18 protein-coding genes are annotated in these 16542 nt (G+C 72.3%); 5 read left to right on the top strand and 13 right to left on the bottom strand.

Features of this window, described 5'->3' with window-relative positions; genetic code table 11:
• Nucleotides 1–169 precede the first annotated feature (169 nt).
• Nucleotides 170–487 (bottom strand): hypothetical protein, encoded by a 318-nt coding sequence (locus BJF77_RS09375; RefSeq protein WP_075871984.1) that lies wholly within the window; start codon nt 485–487, stop codon nt 170–172.
• A gap of 985 nt (nt 488–1472) precedes the next feature.
• On the opposite strand from BJF77_RS09375, the gene BJF77_RS19465 reads away from it, so the two are divergent.
• From BJF77_RS19465 to BJF77_RS09355, 4 genes are all read left to right on the top strand, one after another.
• Complete coding sequence (locus BJF77_RS19465; RefSeq protein WP_083665064.1) at nt 1473–2027, top strand: hypothetical protein; 555 nt, start codon at nt 1473–1475, stop codon at nt 2025–2027.
• 196 nt (nt 2028–2223) lie between these two features.
• The gene (locus tag BJF77_RS09365) at nt 2224–2622 is read left to right on the top strand and encodes a hypothetical protein (RefSeq protein WP_139318507.1); all 399 of its coding nucleotides are present in this window, start codon (nt 2224–2226) and stop codon (nt 2620–2622) included.
• A 142-nt stretch (nt 2623–2764) separates the two neighbouring features.
• Nucleotides 2765–3106, top strand: coding sequence for an antibiotic biosynthesis monooxygenase (locus BJF77_RS09360; RefSeq protein WP_075871982.1), 342 nt, complete (start codon nt 2765–2767; stop codon nt 3104–3106).
• Between the two features lie 312 nt (nt 3107–3418).
• Nucleotides 3419–4900: a MarR family winged helix-turn-helix transcriptional regulator gene (locus BJF77_RS09355; RefSeq protein ID WP_083665063.1), complete on the top strand. Its 1482-nt coding sequence runs from the start codon at nt 3419–3421 to the stop codon at nt 4898–4900.
• A gap of 140 nt (nt 4901–5040) precedes the next feature.
• Here the strand turns inward: BJF77_RS09355 and BJF77_RS09350 are convergent, their stop codons facing one another.
• Genes BJF77_RS09350 through BJF77_RS09340 form a run of 4 tightly spaced genes read right to left on the bottom strand, consistent with a single transcriptional unit; the run spans nt 5041 to nt 8399 of the window.
• Nucleotides 5041–6177: an ABC transporter permease gene (locus BJF77_RS09350; protein ID WP_139318506.1), complete on the bottom strand. Its 1137-nt coding sequence runs from the start codon at nt 6175–6177 to the stop codon at nt 5041–5043.
• Nucleotides 6101–6658 (bottom strand): hypothetical protein, encoded by a 558-nt coding sequence (locus BJF77_RS20025; RefSeq protein ID WP_139318505.1) that lies wholly within the window; start codon nt 6656–6658, stop codon nt 6101–6103. The genes BJF77_RS09350 and BJF77_RS20025 overlap by 77 nt, the downstream gene beginning before the upstream one ends.
• Before the next feature lie 11 nt (nt 6659–6669).
• Entirely contained in the window at nt 6670–7479 is an 810-nt protein-coding gene (locus BJF77_RS09345) for a phosphonate ABC transporter ATP-binding protein (protein ID WP_083665061.1), read from the bottom strand.
• Nucleotides 7476–8399: a putative selenate ABC transporter substrate-binding protein gene (locus BJF77_RS09340; protein ID WP_222844987.1), complete on the bottom strand. Its 924-nt coding sequence runs from the start codon at nt 8397–8399 to the stop codon at nt 7476–7478. The genes BJF77_RS09345 and BJF77_RS09340 overlap by 4 nt, the downstream gene beginning before the upstream one ends.
• A gap of 206 nt (nt 8400–8605) precedes the next feature.
• Between BJF77_RS09340 and BJF77_RS09335 the strand changes: the two genes are divergently transcribed.
• Nucleotides 8606–8833, top strand: a complete 228-nt coding sequence (locus tag BJF77_RS09335) for a hypothetical protein (RefSeq protein ID WP_075871980.1) — start codon at nt 8606–8608, stop codon at nt 8831–8833.
• Nucleotides 8834–8990: 157 nt separating this feature from the next.
• Here the strand turns inward: BJF77_RS09335 and BJF77_RS09330 are convergent, their stop codons facing one another.
• From BJF77_RS09330 to BJF77_RS09295, 8 genes are all read right to left on the bottom strand, one after another.
• Nucleotides 8991–9371, bottom strand: a complete 381-nt coding sequence (locus BJF77_RS09330; protein WP_369821383.1) for a helix-turn-helix transcriptional regulator — start codon at nt 9369–9371, stop codon at nt 8991–8993.
• A 688-nt stretch (nt 9372–10059) separates the two neighbouring features.
• A complete protein-coding gene (locus BJF77_RS09325) occupies nt 10060–10776 on the bottom strand; it encodes a hemerythrin domain-containing protein (RefSeq protein WP_075871979.1) in 717 nt (238 codons plus the stop codon).
• Between the two features lie 441 nt (nt 10777–11217).
• A complete protein-coding gene (locus tag BJF77_RS21620; RefSeq protein ID WP_075871978.1) occupies nt 11218–11820 on the bottom strand; it encodes an alpha/beta hydrolase in 603 nt (200 codons plus the stop codon).
• A 39-nt stretch (nt 11821–11859) separates the two neighbouring features.
• A complete protein-coding gene (locus BJF77_RS09315; protein WP_075871977.1) occupies nt 11860–12147 on the bottom strand; it encodes a DUF4287 domain-containing protein in 288 nt (95 codons plus the stop codon).
• A 177-nt stretch (nt 12148–12324) separates the two neighbouring features.
• Nucleotides 12325–13887: an FAD-dependent monooxygenase gene (locus BJF77_RS09310; protein WP_075871976.1), complete on the bottom strand. Its 1563-nt coding sequence runs from the start codon at nt 13885–13887 to the stop codon at nt 12325–12327.
• The gene (locus tag BJF77_RS09305; RefSeq protein WP_075871975.1) at nt 13884–14486 is read right to left on the bottom strand and encodes a TetR/AcrR family transcriptional regulator; all 603 of its coding nucleotides are present in this window, start codon (nt 14484–14486) and stop codon (nt 13884–13886) included. Before BJF77_RS09305 ends, BJF77_RS09310 begins: the two co-directional genes overlap by 4 nt.
• Nucleotides 14487–14835: 349 nt before the next feature.
• The gene (locus BJF77_RS09300) at nt 14836–15459 is read right to left on the bottom strand and encodes a hypothetical protein (RefSeq protein ID WP_075871974.1); all 624 of its coding nucleotides are present in this window, start codon (nt 15457–15459) and stop codon (nt 14836–14838) included.
• A gap of 284 nt (nt 15460–15743) precedes the next feature.
• Nucleotides 15744–16388 (bottom strand): DUF305 domain-containing protein, encoded by a 645-nt coding sequence (locus BJF77_RS09295; RefSeq protein ID WP_238986032.1) that lies wholly within the window; start codon nt 16386–16388, stop codon nt 15744–15746.
• Nucleotides 16389–16542 lie beyond the last annotated feature (154 nt).

Raw genomic sequence — 16542 nt, 5'->3', positions numbered from 1 at the left:
GTCTATCCGCCCGACCCGCTGATCGTCCGGCGCGGCCGCGACGCCGTGGGCGACTGAGCCCCGGCCCGGCCGACGACACGCCCGCGCCGGTCCTCGACACCGGCCGGCCGCCGAGACCGTCGAACGTCGGGGCCGGCCGGCTCCGCGGCAGCACCCGGATGGTGGCCGCTCAGGGGCGCACGCCCGGCCGTCCCCAGGCGCAGGGCCCCAGGATCTCCTCGGTCGGTCCCAGGTACTCCACCTCGGCCACGGACAGCAGGACACCGGGATTGTGCCCGTCCGTCTCGCAGCGCACCAGCACGAGCAGGTGCGACTCCGTCGGCGCGTACAGGGCGCACAGCACCGTCTCCCCGGCGCGCAGTCGCAGCCCGGGGCGGTCGGCGCGCATCCTGTAGCGGGACAGGCGGATCGGATCCCGGCGCCCGTCGGAGCCGCCGAGACCAGGCGTGTCGCCGAGGACAGCGGGAATGCGGAAAGGAGCGGTCATGGTTCGGTGCCTCCTGGCGGTCGAGCGCACCGCGATGCCGGATGGACCGCGGCGCCGGAAAGGGGGGCGACGTCGTTGTCCACCCCCAGCGTAGGGGCTGCGCCGGCACCCACGGCTCTGCGCCCAGGGGCATCCATCTGTTCATCGGACCGTCCGTTCCCGTTCCCCTTCCGCCGGGGATGCCCTCCGCACAGGCCTCCCGGCGCACCAGGAGCACGGGAAGGCGCGGACGCCGACCGCGGCGGTCCAGGCCGCCGACCCCCGCGCCCCACCCGCAGCACCGGCCCGCCGTACCGCTGCCCCGCCGTTCGCGTGAAGGCGACGACGCCGGTCGCGTGCGCTCGCGCGGCGTGTCGACGACGGGCACCCCGGCGCCACACGGTGGTCACCCCTGCCGGTCATCCCGTGGTCACCTGCAGGTCACCGGCGGGCCGCAGACTGGATCCGTGCCGGCACGAAGCCGGTGACCGCCTCACCGGGGCCGGGACGCCTGCGTTCTTCGTCGTCCGGGGGTCGCTGTCACCGAGGGCCGCTGTCACCGGGGCCCGGACGGGGGTGGGTCGCCGTGCAGTGCCGGCGTCTCAGGCTCGTGTCGCCTCGGCGGAGCTGCGGTGAAGCCGGTGATGCGGGCAGGAACGGGAAGCCGTTGGGTGGCCGGGGCAGGGGGATGCCATGACCGAGCAGGACATCGGAGCGCAGCGCCTGCGGACACTGTCCGTCGCCGTCCATGACACCGGACCGGCGCCGCAGCCGGTGACCGAGGCCCTGCTGCACCCCGCCGACCGGGTTATCCCCACGGGGGTGCCCGGTGCCCTGCCGACGATTCCCGGGAGGACCCGCCGGAACCGGCCGTGGCCGCCCCCGGACGGTGCCCGAGGACCGTGGGTGGGCGGCCACGGCCGGGCCCGGCGCGTCCAGAGCGGGGGGGCGGAGAGCATTACCTCGACAGCGTCCGTCCTGCCCCGTCGTGGTTCGAGGTCCTGAGGTGAGTCCAGCCCTGCGGACCGGGGTCCGTCTGTTCGTGTTCACCACCCCGGCCGCCGTGGCGGTCCTGGCGGTGGCCACCGACACGCCGGCCGTCATGCTGCTGGTCGCGGTGCCCGGCGCGGTGGTGGCCGGTGTCCTCCTGCTGGAGCGCCGACGATCCCCTGTCCCCGCCGGTGATGCCGGCGGGGTGACAGCGACACCCGCTCGACCCGGCACCTGGTCCTCACTGTTCCCGGATCCGGAGGCTCCCATGGCCGATGACGTCACCTTCAACCTGGTCCAGGCCCGAGCGCTGCGGCGTTCGCTCGCGACCACCGACCTCACACTCCACCGGCTGTGGCTGCGCTATCTCGACCACGGCGGGGTCGTCGGGGAACTGGAGCTGGAGGCGTACCTGCACGAGCTCCTCCACCTGCCGGCCGTGGAGCGCGACCGGTTGATGCTCACTGCCACCACGATGCTGGATGCCCGCTGTCCTCCCTTCCTGCCCTGCACGAACGAGCTCCTGGACATCGACCGGACCCCGGAGGACCGCGCAGACCGCCGAAACTGATACCTGCGCAGCCCTTCCCACCGGGATCTGCGGGCTCCGGCCCAGCGAGGGGACGGCAGGTGCCCACGTCCACGAGGGCCCCGTCGCCCCGCTCCTTCCCGTCGTTCCTGCCGATCGGCACGCACGCAGCCGCGGTGAGCTCCACCGGACCGGCGTGCTCCGGTCGAGCGCACGGCCACACCCTGGGGGTCATCCGATGAACGCTCACGCCGTCCTGTCCACCGCGGAAGCGAAACTCCTCCGGGCCAAACGCGCCTACGCCAGAAAACTGCTCGGGCTCCTTGCCGATCACCTGCGCCGCCTCCACCCCCAAGCCGTGCGGCTGACCGTCTACGCCGACCAGCGCACCGGCGAGTACTTCATCGGCGAACTGCTGAATGCCCACGGCGAGACGGTCGCCTTCGATCCGGGCGGCGTCGTCGTCCCCCGTGCGGAACCCGAGGGACCCTTCGGGGAGCCGATCACCGTGGGCCCGCACACCGTGGCCGGTCTGCTGCAGCGGGCCCTCGCCGCGCACGAAGGGCCGCTGTCGAAACTGCTGCGGACCGAACAGCACGCCGGCGAGCAGTACCTGGACCTGACCCAGGGCCGCTGAACCGCCTCCGGCCCAGGAGCGGACCGGACGGCTGGAGACCCGCCTGGACCGAGAGCGCCGGCGCCTGGACGCGGTCCGGGCCCGGGGCGTGTGCCGGCTGCACGCCTCACCGGTACGGGCCGGCATCCCCGATACTGGATGCATGACCCCTGAGCGGCCCCCGTACACCGCGGTGATCTTCTCCAGCCGGCGAACGGCCTCCACTCCCGGGGACGGGTACGAGCAGATCGCTCAGCAGATGGAGGAGCTGGCCCGCCGGCAACCCGGGTTCCTGTCGATGGAGAGCGCCCGCAACGCGGATGGATTCGGCATCACGGTGTCCTACTGGAAGACCGCTCAGCACGCCCGGGCCTGGAAACAGGTCACCGAGCACCTGGAGGCCCAGCGCCGCGGAGCCCGCGACTGGTACGCGGACTACACCGTGCGCGTGGCCACGGTCGAACGGCACTACGGGCCCGGGACCGGCAGCGCAGGACGCCGCTGAGCCGCCCCCCTGTTCCGTGATGGAACCGGGCAGCTCGATCCGCAGAGGAAGTGTGCGAGGGGCGGAGCTCCGCCGCACCCCAACGGCCGGGCCGGCGCAGAGGATGACGGCCGGACCGCCCGCGAGAGTGCCGGCGGTGCGGTGCTCACCGAGCAGCAGCCGGGCCAGAGGCCGCCCAGCCCGGGCTGGACGGCGGTCACCGTAACCAACACCGTGAGCACTCCACGGCCGGAGCGACGGGCCACGTTGCCTTCGGATAACTCCGCATCGGAGACTCTCCGTTTCCGAGTGTTCCCGCCGTAGTCTCGTGCTATGACGCGTCAGCCGGAACAGGACCCGGTGGAGGACTCCGAGCGGCAGCGGCTCACCGCCCCGGAACTCTCCTGGGCAGTGCGCGCGCTGGTGCGTGCCGCCCAGGAGGTCGACCAGGAACTGGCCCGCCGACTCGAGCTGCGGCCCCTGGACTACTCGGCCCTCAACCACGTGATGAGCGGGTCCGTGCCGCTGGGTTCGGCCGAGCTGAGCGGACGCCTGGGCATCTCCACCGGCTCCGCCACGGAACTGGTGGACCGGCTCGAAGAGGCCGGCCACCTGCACCGACGCCCCCATCCCAGTGACCGGCGCCGGAAGGTGCTCGAGCCCACCGACGCGGCCGTCGCCCGCACGCTGGGCGCCCTGCAGCCCCTGTTCGAGCGCCTCGACGCTCTCGTCGAGCAGTTCAGCCCCGAGGAGCAGGCCGTGATCGGACGCTACCTGCGCGCCGTCACCGCGCACTTCCACGACTTCGCCCGCGCCACCTCCGCACAGGACGATCCCGTCCCCAGTCACCGAAGGACACCGCACCATGACCACCTCCACCGTCCGTTCCGCCCCGTCGGTTGCGGCCCCCGCCCGCCGCTATCGCTGGTGGCACGCCGCCGCGGTCGGTCTCGCCGCCAATGCCGTCAGCGCCCTGCCGAGGGGATTCAACGGCGATGCCGCCACGGCGACGGCCGCACGCAACCGGGACGAGTTCCTCGGTCGGACACAGCGCCGGTGATGACGGGGCCGTTCGCCCGGACGGTCGGCACGTGGGGGCGGTGGGTGCTGCTGGCCACCGCGATGACCCAGGCCGCAAGCCCGGCCCTGTCCGGCTTCACCGGCGAGTCAGCCTCGGACCCGGTCATCGTTCCGCCGGGGCCGTTCTTCGGCATCTGGGGCATCATCGTCATCGGGTGCGTGGCCTCCGCGCTCTGGGGCCTGCCGCGAGAGCGAGCCGCCACGGCTCCCTATGCGCGGGTCCAATGGCCGGTGTCGCTGGCCCAGCTGGGCTTCACCGCCTGGCTCCTCGCAGCGGTGTCCTCCCCGGTCTGGTCGGTGCCGGTCTTCCTGCTCATGCTCGCCTGCCTCGGGGTCGCCCTGCGCATCGTCGTGACCACCCCCACCGAGCCGCTGACGAGGTGGCTGCTGGGCACCAGTGTCGGCCTCTACACCGGGTGGGCTGCCGCCGCGGTCTGGGTGAACACGGCCACCGTGCTGCCCGGAACCGCCCGGACGAACCCGGCGTACCTCGGGCTGCTCCTCCTGGGCGCGATGATCAGCCTCGTCGTCGGTGCGGTGCTCTTCCGCGCCCATCCGGGATTCGTCGCCGCCGGCGCATGGGCTCTGCTGGGTGTGGTCGTCTCCACGAGTGCGGCCGGCGCCGGTGTCCTGGGCATCGTGGCCGGGGCGGGGCTGGCCGTGGTCGGGGCGGCGGCTGTCCTGGTCCGTCGCCGGCACGGGGAGCCGATGGCTGCGGCACGGTTCCCGCGCTGAGATCCGTGCGGCGGCGGGAGGGAGCGGACCCCGCCGCGCGGTGCCCATGCCCACGGCGCGACGGTGCCGATGGTGTTGCGCGATGCCGTCGGTGAACTCGCGGGGCGCCTGTCTGCCGCCGCGGCACCGTGGTCACCTCGTCATCGGCGCAGGCTGCCGCGGACGGTGGCGCTGATCAGGTCGACGAGGGCGCAGAGCACGATGAGGGCCAGGACGGTGCCGGCCATGGCGTCGAGGTCGAAGGCGACACGCTGGTCCTCCAGCAGTCGTCCGAGCCCTCCGGCTCCGATGATGCCGACGACGACGGTCTCGCGCACGGCGACCTCCCAGCGGTACAGACCGTAGGTGAGGAAGCGTCCACCGGCCTGGGGGACGACGGCGTATGCGAAGGCGCTCACCGCTGGTGCCCCGGTGGCCACGAGGTGGTCGTGGGATCGGCGGTCGAGGTTCTCCACGACCTCGGCGCAGAGCCGGCCGAGGACGCCGAAGTTGTACACGCCCAGCGCCAGCGCCCCCGGCAGGGCGCCGGGCAGGAGCAGGAAGAGGAACAGCAGCGCCCAGATCGGGGGCGGCAGCGACCGGGTCAGCAGCAGCAGCCAGCGCGCGAGCATCCCGGCGGATCGGTGCGCCGGGGTGGTCCCGCCGCGGGCGGCCACGAAGGCCACGGCCACCGCGGCCACTGCGGCCACCGTGCCGGCCACCAGGGACATCTGCAGCGTGACCAGCGCTCCCTCCAGCAGACGGGACCATCCGCCCTCGGGCAGGCTCGGCGGGAACATCTCGGCCACCAGACCCGCGAGCAGCTCCGCTGTCCGGAAGGAGAGCACCCGGGACAGGCTGGGACCCAGATGCACGAGGGCGGCGAGCACCAGCACGAGGACCGCCACCGCGGAGAGCCTGGAGCGGGCAACCCCACCGGCGCGCCGGAGACCGGAGCCCCACCGCTCCACCACTGCCCCGATCACGACGACGGTGTAGATCAGCGTCCACACTTCGGCATGCCGGGAACCGGAGAAGCTCAGGACCAACTCGAAGCCCAGGCCCCCGGCACCGACCATGCCGAGGACGACCGCGGACCGCACCGCGCACTCGAACCGGTAGAACGCGTAGGACACCAGGTCCGGCAGCGCGGTCGGCAGCACCGCGTACAGCAGCGCCGGTCCCCGCCGGGCACCGGCCGCGCGCAACGCCGCATACGCATCACCGGCCGACTCGTCGATGATCTCCGCGTAGACCTTGGCCGTGATGGCCCCGAACGGGATGGCGATCGCCAGCACCCCCACCAGTGGATCCCGTCCCAGCACGCTCAGCAGCAGCAGCGCCCAGACGGCCCCGCGGCACCGCCAGGGCGAGCCGGGTGAGCAGCCACCCGACGCGGCTCACCCCCCGGCGGGACCTCGCCCCCGTACCGGCGGCCCACCAGGTCTCGGAGACCAGCACCCCGACGACGAGGCCCACGACGACCGCGAGCAGGGTGCCCAGCACCGCGTACGACAGTGTGCTCAGCGCCGCGGACCCGGTCCTGAGCAGGAAGTCCGTCGACAGCTGGGGAGACAGCGCGGCGGCGAAGAACTCCGCGAACCGCGACCAGCCCGAGGTGTTGACGACCGGGCCGTCGGCGGCCAGCCAGCCGCCCAGCGACCACACCACCGCCAGCATCCACACGACGGCCCATCCCCGTCCGCCACCGGCCGGCCGCCACCGGCCGGCTCGGCCCCCGGCGTCACGGGCCACCGTCAGCCGGGTCGGGGCGCTCACGCCGCCGGGCCTCACGGGTCCGGGGCCAGGTCGTAGATCCTTGCCCGCGTGCCCTCGTCCACCTCCTCGACAGGAACGTCGAGGACCACCCGGCCACCGCGCAGGGCGATCACCCGATCGCAGTGGCGCACGGCCAGGTCGAAGTCGTGCAGGCTCACCACCAGGGTGCGCCGGTGGCCGGTGGGCTGCTCCAGCAGCCCGCAGAGCAGGCGCATCACGTCCTCGGCCCGCGCCGGGTCCAGGCTGGCGACCGGTTCGTCGGCCAGCACCAGCTCCGGGTCCTGCACCAGGAGCCGGGCCAGGGCCACCCGTTGCTGCTCGCCTCCGGAGAGCCGGTCGGTGCGCACGTGCAGATCCGGGCCGATGCCCACCCGCTCGAGCGCGGTGCGCGCCTCGTCCACCTGCACCGGTCGGACCAGGGAGCGCACGGCCCGCAGCCGGCCCCAGGAGCCCAGCCGCCCGGCGTTGACGTTGTGCACCACCGGCAGCGGCCCGACCAGGTGGAGCTGCTGATGCACCGAGCCGATCCTGGCCCGCAGCTTCCGCAGGGCACCGGGTGAGAGCGCCCTCGGCTCGACGCCGAGAACGTCCAGACGTCCCCGTGTGGGGACCACGGTGCCGTTGCCCAGTCCGAGCAGGGTGGACTTGCCCGCCCCGCTGGGCCCTACCAGGGCCACCCGCTCACCCCGGCGCACGGTCAGGTCCACCCCGTCCAGGGCCGGACGGTTCCCGTAGGCCACGCTCACACCCCGCAGCCGCAGCACGATCCCCGCCTGACCCGGGCCGGTCTCCCCGGGGGCGGTCACCCGGTCACGGCTCATCCGACCAGACCGAGGGTGCGAGCGATCTGCTCGATCCGGTCGTAGTCCCCCGGCTCGGCGGGGACGATCGCCCCCGCCCCGTACTGCTCCAGCAGCGCCGCCTCCTCGGCATCCGACCCGTCCACGTCCAGCAGCGCCTGCCGCAGCCTGTCGGTGAAGCCGCCGCCGAAGCGCTCCTCCAGGCCGGGCGCCCCGACCCAGTGGTAGTCGGCGTACGCCGGGGTCGTGAAGATCTCCTGCACCACGCCCGTGTCCACCGTTCCGGCCTCGGTGCGCGCCTCCCAGACCTGCAGGTTCACTGCCCCGGCCTGATAGCTGCCGGACTCCACCAGGTCGATCGTCAGATCGTGCGAGCCCGAGTAACCGGGCGCCCCGGCGAAGTCGGCCTCGGGGTCGACGCCGGCCTGACCGAGGAAGTACGCCGGCATCAGCCGGCCCGAGGTGGAGGACTCGCTGCCGAAGGTGAAGCGGGAGCCGGCCAGCTCCGCCAGGCCGGCGACGTCCTCCACCGGCTCCAGTCCCGCGTCCCGGTGGGCGATGACGACGCTGCGGAACCGTTCGTCGATGTCGCGCTGCGCGAGCACAGCCGCCCCCTCGGTGCGCAGCCGGGCCTGCACCCCGGTCAGGCCCCCGTAGAACACCACATCCAGGTCTCCGGTGCCGAACAGACTGACCGACGCCGCGTAGTCGCTGACCGGGACGTACTCCACCGCGACGTCGAGCTCATCAGCCAAGTACGCTGCCATCGCCTCCTCCCGCTCGGCCAGGTCGGAAGGATCCACGTCCGGGATCGCGCTGATGCGCAACGGGCCGGGCCCCTCCTCCACGCCGGCGGAAGCTCCGCACCCCGCCGCGCCCAGGACCACGGCCACACCGAGCGTCCCGGCGGACAGGGCACGGCACGTTCTCACCATCGACATGACCGCATCCTACGGTCCTCCCACGACCCGCCGGACCGAGGCTCCGCTGGAGCTGCCCCGAGAACGGGGTGGGACACCGGTCCTCGACGCCGCGTCACACCAGCACGTCCAGGTGCCGTGTCACGCGAAGCGCCGACTGCTGTGGACGTTCCGGGCGACATCCGGGCACACTGGCACTCCGACATCGATGTCCTCCGGAGGTTTCCGTGCAGGTCCGTATCGCAGAGAGCATTGCCCTGGTCACCATCGGTGACGGTGTCATTGCCGCGCTCTTCCCGGCCCGTCATGCCGCCCGGTGGATGATCGGTCCGGACCCGGTGCGCCGGGTGGTGGCGAAGTTCGTCCAGCATCCCGGCCTGATGCGGGCCGCCGGGGTAGTGCAGGTCGTTGCCGGGATCGCTTGGGTGGCAGCCCTGCCGCCGAAGCCACGGTGACCGTCCCACCAGGGGCACGGCCTGGCCGGATGTGCGTGGCGAGGCCCTGACGCCGACCGCTCGTCGGCAGCACACAGGGTCCGCGCCATGGATTCTGGAACGCACCAGCGTTCGACAGACCCGCCCCTGTTCCGCATCCTCCCGGAGGAGGTGTGCCTCAGGGTCGGGACGGATCCGCGAAGATCGCCAGCAGTTCGCCCACTTCGTGGGCGGCGGTGGCCGGATGGCGGAAGTGCTGGTGGGCGTCCACGGTGTAGTGGCTGCGCCGGCCGACCCTGCGCCGGGTGAGGTAGGCCGCGTCCTCGAGGTCCTTGAGGATGGCCAGGGTCGCCCGCGGGGTGATGCCCACCCGGGCGGCGATATCGGCGACCCGGGCATCCTGGGACTCGGCCACGGCCAGCAGGACGTGGCCGTGGTTGGTCAGCAGCGTCCAGGCCGGGCGTTCTGATCCCCTCTGCTCCGGTGCGAGCGGACCGGGGGGCACGGCGGAGGGAGGGGGCGGGGTATCGGCGTCGGAGGCGCCGGTGTCGGAGCTCATGCCGCGATTCTGCCTTTTCAGCACGGTGAATGGCACCAACCCGACCGGCGTCTGCGATCGGGTGCTGGAGGTGCCCGCTTCGTGGTCCCCCTCGGCTCTCGGACAGCGGCGGCACAGCGGCTTCAGCGCGGCCACCTCCTCCTCCGAGGCGGTGCGGAAGGGCGGGACGGGCGCGATCTTGACCGGACAGGTGAATTCTGCTTCACTTTTCGGCACAGGGAGGGGAGTATCCCACCGACGCCCCGTCGTCATCCCGACCCCCACAGGGTCCGGCGGGCGGACCCCGATGCGGGTCGGGACAGACCTCCGGTCACGTCGATCGGAGGGATTGTCATGAGTGCCCCTACATCCCGGACCCGGCGCCCCGGACGTCCGTGGGCCCTGGTCACCATGGTGGCAGGGTTCGTCGTGGCCGCGGGGTGCGTGATCGCCGTCGGCATCGTTTCCCTTTGGCTCAATCCGCTGCTGCAGTAGTCCTGTCACGCTCTCGTCCGGGCACGGTCCGCACACCGGCGTCCGCACACCACCCGGGTCGACACACGTGGAGCGGGGGCTCCGATGCGGCAACCGGCACCGGGCGCCGAGCCCCGGCCGGTGCGGTCTGTCGGCCAGGGCGACGATCCGGATGACGTGGCGTGCGGGGCCGGCTGCTCTATCGGCCGGAGCTGCCCCTGGGTGCGGCAGGTGACTAGAACCCCGGGCGGCCGGTGGAGGGGTCCTCACCCCGGCGCATCACGGGCAGGCCCTCGACCCGGTGGGCCAGAGCGCCCAGGCCGGTGCTGACCGAGCGCAGCACCGGTGCGCCGCGTCCCGGCCCACGGAGCACGGCTGCGTCGGCGACGTCCCGCAACCGGTCGAGGACCGACAGCGGGAGGGCCGCGATCACGTTGCCGGGCGGACGCCGGGCCACGACGGGGTGGGCGCGGGTGGGAGCGGTGCGGCGCAGCACCTCCCAGGCCAGGCCCAGCCCACGCAGCCGGGCCGGGCCCAGGAGCTGCTGCAGCCGGGGCAGCAGCTCGTCCTCCTCGTCGCGCACGTCCTCGCGCAGCACCTCGACCAGCCGGGCCAGCACCGCCTCCCGCTGCGGGTCATCGGCGTGAAGGGTCTCGAGGGCGGTGACGAGCTCGTTGACCTCCTGGTGCTCCTGCTCCACCTGGAGGGTCAGCTCGTGCCCGTCAGGCAGGACGCGGCGCATCACCGGCCACAGCACGGACTCCTCGGCGAAGGCGTGCGGGAACACCAGGCGGTAGATCCGCAGCAGCACCTGCCCCTGGGCGGCGGCCTCCGCCCCGTCCAGCTGCCGCAGCAGCCGGTCGAGCTCGATGTGGTCCTTCTGCTGGCGGGTCAGCACGCTCAGTCGCCCGCCGAGTTCGGCGACGGTCTGGTCGGCGATGGATCGCGTCATGACGACCTTTCAGGTAGTGCAGGCACGGGAGCGCCGGATCGAGGCCGCCGGCGCCGGGAGAGGTGCGGACACCGCCAGGGCCGCTCCCGCCGTGATGTGCTCCACGGACGACTCCTGCCTGACATGGTAAGCCTGCTGAGTCCGTTGTGGTCCTCCGGTGACGGTCCGGACGTGAACTCGGGCCGAGGAGACGGTGAGCACCAGCAGCGGGTCCGGGACGCGGCCGGCGTGACGGAGTTCCTGGCCGGCAGCGTGGCCGGGTGGGCACGTCCCGGCGCGCACGTCGCCGCGAGTGGCGGCCACCTCGGTCATGAGGGAACCGGCTACCGCTCTGCCCGGGCCCGAGACCGGGACCCTGCTGTGCGCGAGGCGCGGCGGAGTCGTCCAGGCCGTCCGCCCCGGTCAGGAGGCCCGCGCCAGGTGGACGCCCTGGCCCTTCCTCTACCCGGCGGGCGGATCGTTCCAGCCCAGCCATTCTGCCGCCTTGCGTGCGATGTCCAGCGGAACGGTGTGGGCGTCGTCGATCTCGAGGTAGGTGACGTCGTAGCCGGTCTGCTGCAGGGCCGGCACGAACCGTCTGCTGGTGCGGTCGATGGGCAGGACCGGGTCCGTCACCCCGTGGGAGATCAGGATCCGGGGCTGTCCCCGGTGGGCAGCGGACGGTATGAAGCCCGGGGAGAAAGCGATGACGTGGCCGAACAGGTCCCCGTTGGCCAGCCCCGGGCCCAGCGCGTAGGAAGCGCCGTCGGAGAACCCGGCGATACCGATCCGCTCTGGATCCACCGCCACGGCGTCGAACGCGCGGTGCAGTGCGCGGTCGATGACATCGACGTCAGGACCGAAGCCGTCGCGGACACCGTCCCCGTCGAGCCCCGCGAGACCGGAACGAGGACGGCGGTCCTGTACTGGTCGGCGATCGTCTGCAGCACGGCCAGGCTGCCCGTCCGGAGTCCACCGGCCCCGGGCCGGAGCCCGGAGCCCGGGAACGGCGACAGCGCCGACGAGCGCCCAACAGCCTCCGGCAGTTCCTGCAGGGTCGAGCACGAGACGAGGCCCGGACCTGCCGAGGGAGGGAACAAGGGCCTACTGCGGACGGGTCGCCGCGCCGTCGAGCCACAGGGTGTCCGTCCGGTCGCGGTGGGTCCCCGTGCTCCCGACGTGCTTGGCGCTGATGCCGGGACCCTTGGTGATGACGTGGACCAGCGCCATGGCGTGGCCACGGCAGATGCCGTAGTCCTCTCTGAGCCACTCGATGATCGGGGTCGCCCTGGTCGATGCGTCGAACCCGCGCTCGTGCGCCAGGTCGACCAGCTGCCGCGGCGTCAGCCCCGTCTTCGCTTCGATGCTGTCCAGATAGGCCTGCAAGGACATGCGGCCACCTTCGACTTCCGGCGCCGTTGTTCGGCGCGCTCCGGGGTGATCAGTCTGGGTTCCGTCGTCCATGTGGTCAAGAAGGCCGAGGCCGGCCCCCGTCTCGTCGGCGCGGCGCTCCCGGAGACGCTCCGTGGCAGATCCCCCGGCGGCACACTCCCCTGCCCCCGCTCTGCCTCATCTGCCGATGATTCTGATCAGCCACCCCAGCAGAGGCACGACGCTGACGACATCCAGCACGCGGTCCAGAAGATGCCCCATTCTCCACCACCCACTCGGATTCTGCGGCGGGTCCTGTCTGGTCCTGGTCATGGACTGCTCCCTTCCTGCCCGACGACGGACGCGGCCGACGGCTCCTGCCCCACCGTTCCCGATGGCTCCGCCGGGTCGGCGCAGGACAGCCCGGGCACCGGAACAGCATTCGCGGATCTCTGCCGCCCCGGGTGCGACGACCGTGCCCACCGCAGGCTCCGCTTCCGGCACCGAGTGGACCCGGGGGGTGGATTCCGGATCGTCCTGTGGCGTCGCTCGGTTTCCCTCGGACGGGTTCCGGCGCCGCCCCCTCATCCTGAGGTCTGTCAGGGACCTGGGTGTCCTGCCCACCAGGCCGGCGCCGATGATCCTGTCCGCACCGGGCACAGCGGCCAGCTTCAGCGCAGTACGGCGCAGCCGGAGCCGCAGCCGCGAGGAGGGCAGGAACCACTGCGCGCTGCGGCGGCCGGCCTCCTGCTTCGCCTGGACGACCGGCTTCCAGGCCTGCTCGTAGCGGGACAGGGCGTCCTCGACCGGGCCCCCGGCCGTCAGCTGCTCGCCGAGGACATAGGCTCCGGCGACCGCCAGCGAGGCACCCTGACCCGCGAGCAGGGAGACGGCCTGACAGGCATCACCGAGCAGGACGACGCGGCCGTGATGCCATTGCGGCACCTCGACCTGGGCGACCAGGTCGTAGAACAGGTCGCACGGCGGCGGACAGGCCGCCAGCGCCCGGGGTGCGACCCAGCCGGGTGAGGAGTAGGCGCGTCGCATCGCGGCGCGGGTGTCCGCGGGGATCACCGCGACCGGGTCGCGGTGAACGGCGAACGCGGCGACCCGTCCGTCGCGCAGCCCGTAGAACCCCATCGCACGGTCGACCGTGTCGGTCAGAGCGTAGCTGCTGCCGATACGTCGCCGGATCACGGGGTCGTCGAAGACGTAGGCCGCCGTGTGGAAGCCCAGGTAGCGGAAGAACTGCGCTTCGTCCCCGAAGACCATCTGACGGATCGAGGAGTGGATGCCGTCCGCGCCGACCAGCAGATCGACCTCCATGACGGTGCTGTCGGTCAGGGCCACGCGGACGCCGGCCGGCAGGAGGTCCAGGGACCCGACCGTGCACCCGAACCGCAGGTCGGCCTCCGGTGCGACCTGCTCGCGCAGGGCCCGTTCCAGATCGGGCCGCATCAGGGTCAACAGCCGCCCGTCGACCAGCCGGGCGGCGCGCACGTAGTCGATGCCGGCGCGGCGCCGCCCCGAGGCATCGACGTAGGACACCTCCTCGATCGGGTAGGCGAGCTCGCGCAGCCGCGGCAGCAGACCCATCGCCTCGGCCGCGTCGTAGCCCAGGCCGAAGAAGTCGATCATGTACCCCTGCTCCCGGGGGCGTGGCGCTCGCTCCACCACGGTGACCGCCCATCCGTGGGCGCTCAGCCGCTGCGCCAGCGCGAGACCGGCGATGCCGGCTCCGCAGATCAAAGCTCTCATCATCCCTCGCTCCCCTTTCCCAGCGTCCCGCTCGGAGGGTCACCCAGCAGCCGGCGCAGCACCGGCGCGACCTCCTCGGGAGTCACCGTCGGCTGCAGGGCCCGGTGCAGCATCACACCGTCCAGCGTTGCGACCAGCACGGCGGCCGTCGCGGCGGGCGCCGGCGTGCCCCTGGTGTCGAGCCAGGCGGCCACGGCGGCGCGCACTTCGTCGAGCATCCGGCTGAGCTCCACCCGCAGCTGGGGGTCCCGGGTCGCCGCGAGGTAGGCCTCGACGAACAGCAAGGACGTCGGGTCCGTCCCGTCGAAGTCGTCGAAGGACGCGAGCAGTCGCCCCAGCGCCTCGTCCCCGGATTCCGCCTCGGAGAGCATGGGCGGGACCGCAGCCAGCACGTCTCCCATCACCTGGACGACGGCCTGCCGGAGAAGCGACGGCACCGATCCGAAGTGGTAGTGCACCAGCCCAGGGGCCACGCCGGCCCTCCGTGCCACGACCCGGGTGCTCACCCCGCGCCAGCCCAGCTGGGGGATCAGCTCCGCGGCGGCCGCCAGCAGCCGCCGGCGGACCTCGACACCGCGCGCGGACGAGGTCGACGAACCCACGGCCTCCACCTTCGGTTGGGCACGTGCCTTGGTCAGTTGCCCAAATTGTAGCCGCGCCGGGTACGAGTCGGAGCGGTGCGGATTCTCCCCCCTGCTCGACGGTCTGCTCACCGCACTCCGGGAGCTCCCGGCGGCCGAGATCCACGTGCCGCGCAGCCGGGTCCGTCGTCCGCCTGACCACGAGGACCTCACCGATCCGGCCGGGACCCACCCCGTCACGCTCGACCGTCACCGCGAAGCGGTGACCGAACTCGAGGACCGCGACGCACCCTGAAGCAGACGGTGCTGCGCCCGGCACCGAGGTGACATCGGTGCCGGGCGCAGCCACGGTTCTGACGGCCGGTCGGCCTCAGCCGCCGAGGCCGGCTCGATGGGCGGTTCCCACCTGATCGACCTTGCGGTGGAAGCGCATCCCGGCCATCCCACCCAGCACCGCCCCGATCAGCGGGACCAGCGCGGCGATGACCAGGGCGATGATCCCCCCGGTCGTCAGGGCTCCCTCGCCGATCGGGATCCGGGGGAAGCCGTTGAGCTGAGCCAGGACGTTGAACTGGGATCCGGCCAGCGCGCCGAGCACCGCCAGCACGATGGCGATCAGGAGGGCCCACAGCCACACGGCGATCCCCTGCTTGGCCCCGTCGAAACGCGCCATGCGCCCGGCCACGTACCCGCCGCAGAAGTAGGCGATGAGCAGGATCAGTGCCAGCACGATGCCGCTGACGATCCCCACCGTGGTCGCGTCCTGGGCGGCCTGCTGGGCGACCTGACCCGGATCCGTGTTGGTGGCCACTCCCACTCCGGCCCCGATGGCCGAGAGCAGCGCGGTGAGCAGCACCGCCGTGCCGGTGGCGGTGAGCCAGCCGAAGAACGCCGAGCCGAACTTCATGCCGCCGTACTCTTCTCGTTCGGCGGCCACGACGTCGTTGCGCCGCCCCCTGGGGGTGGTGGCTCCGGAGAAGTTCTGATCCGTCATGGTGTCCTCCTGAGAATCGTGTCCACGGCGCGACGGGCACGACGCGCACCGTCCCACCGGTCGTGCTCCACGCCGAGCCGATCGAATGATCAGCGTGCTTAATACCTTTCCCGGGTTCCGTGCCGGGCGCAACCGCTCAGGGAAAGAAGCCGAACATCATCAGGCCACGTCACAGCCCGATCCGCCCACCGAGGTCGCGCCGGTTGAGACCGACGTCGGAGGGGTTGGCCCTGTGCCCACCGGCCCGGCTCGGAGGGTGGACACTGCGGTGAAACAGGCCCCGGTCATTCCCCCGGGCACTGGCGCTGGGCGGAGGCCGGGAAGTCGGGGATCGGCCGGGCCTGGGCCTCCTGGAGCGTCTCGGCGACGCCGTTGGCCTCGATGTCGGCGATCAGCCAGTCCATTTCGTCGATCTCCCGCCGCTGGGCCTCGCTGATCTCCACCGCCAGTTGGCACACCCGCACATCGGCCAGCTCGGCGCGCTCGGAGCGGGTGATCGCCAAGGAGTGGTGCGGGATCATCGAGCTCATGTACGCGGTGTCCTGCACCGTGGTCTGGCTGCGGTCCAGGAACGCCCCACCGCCCAACATCAGGAGTCCGACCACGACCACGGCCACGTTGGCCTTGGTGTTCTGGTACATGTTCAGCATCCAGGCGAGCATGACCAGGACCATGGTCCCACCCATGGTCAGGGTCATGAACAGCCGGTTCTCGCTCCAGCGCACGTGACTCCACTCCCAGGAGCCGATGAACATGGTCGCGTACATCACCACCATGGCCGTGAGGATCATGGCCGCAAAGCGCCAGTACATCTTCAGGCCCCCGTGGGGCGAGCGTCCGTTCTGCTGATCGCCCTCGTGCTGGTCCTGGCCGTGCTGGTTGTGCTCCTGCTGGTGCTCGTGGTTCCGGTCGTTGCTGGTGCTGGGCACGGGTCTCCTCCGTTCTGCCGGTGCTGGATCGGTCGCGGCAACGTGGCGCCGCCGGCCGTGACGTACTACCGACGGTAGACCTCTGGTCCCTTCCGGTGGGCCGGAGGCGATGAAGATTCTGCGAAGAAGCGTCCTCCCTCCTCCGGTGAACGGG

This window comes from Kocuria sp. CNJ-770, assembly GCF_001942375.1.
In the GTDB taxonomy this organism is placed as follows: Bacteria; Actinomycetota; Actinomycetes; order Actinomycetales; family Micrococcaceae; genus Kocuria; species Kocuria oceani.
The sequence above is the reverse complement of the archived record's forward strand: the minus strand, read 5'-3'. Positions and strand labels throughout refer to the sequence as shown.

Coding starts and splice junctions, on each gene's coding strand:
- BJF77_RS09330 (WP_369821383.1), bottom strand. CDS start 9,371: ATGAGCTCCGACACCGGCGCCTCCGACGCCGATACCCCGCCCCCTCCC.
- BJF77_RS09340 (WP_222844987.1), bottom strand. CDS start 8,399: ATGTCGATGGTGAGAACGTGCCGTGCCCTGTCCGCCGGGACGCTCGGT.
- BJF77_RS09315 (WP_075871977.1), bottom strand. CDS start 12,147: ATGTCCTTGCAGGCCTATCTGGACAGCATCGAAGCGAAGACGGGGCTG.
- BJF77_RS09345 (WP_083665061.1), bottom strand. CDS start 7,479: ATGAGCCGTGACCGGGTGACCGCCCCCGGGGAGACCGGCCCGGGTCAG.
- BJF77_RS09325 (WP_075871979.1), bottom strand. CDS start 10,776: ATGACGCGATCCATCGCCGACCAGACCGTCGCCGAACTCGGCGGGCGA.
- BJF77_RS09355 (WP_083665063.1), top strand. CDS start 3,419: ATGACGCGTCAGCCGGAACAGGACCCGGTGGAGGACTCCGAGCGGCAG.
- BJF77_RS09360 (WP_075871982.1), top strand. CDS start 2,765: ATGACCCCTGAGCGGCCCCCGTACACCGCGGTGATCTTCTCCAGCCGG.
- BJF77_RS09375 (WP_075871984.1), bottom strand. CDS start 487: ATGACCGCTCCTTTCCGCATTCCCGCTGTCCTCGGCGACACGCCTGGT.
- BJF77_RS09310 (WP_075871976.1), bottom strand. CDS start 13,887: ATGATGAGAGCTTTGATCTGCGGAGCCGGCATCGCCGGTCTCGCGCTG.
- BJF77_RS09300 (WP_075871974.1), bottom strand. CDS start 15,459: ATGACGGATCAGAACTTCTCCGGAGCCACCACCCCCAGGGGGCGGCGC.
- BJF77_RS09365 (WP_139318507.1), top strand. CDS start 2,224: ATGAACGCTCACGCCGTCCTGTCCACCGCGGAAGCGAAACTCCTCCGG.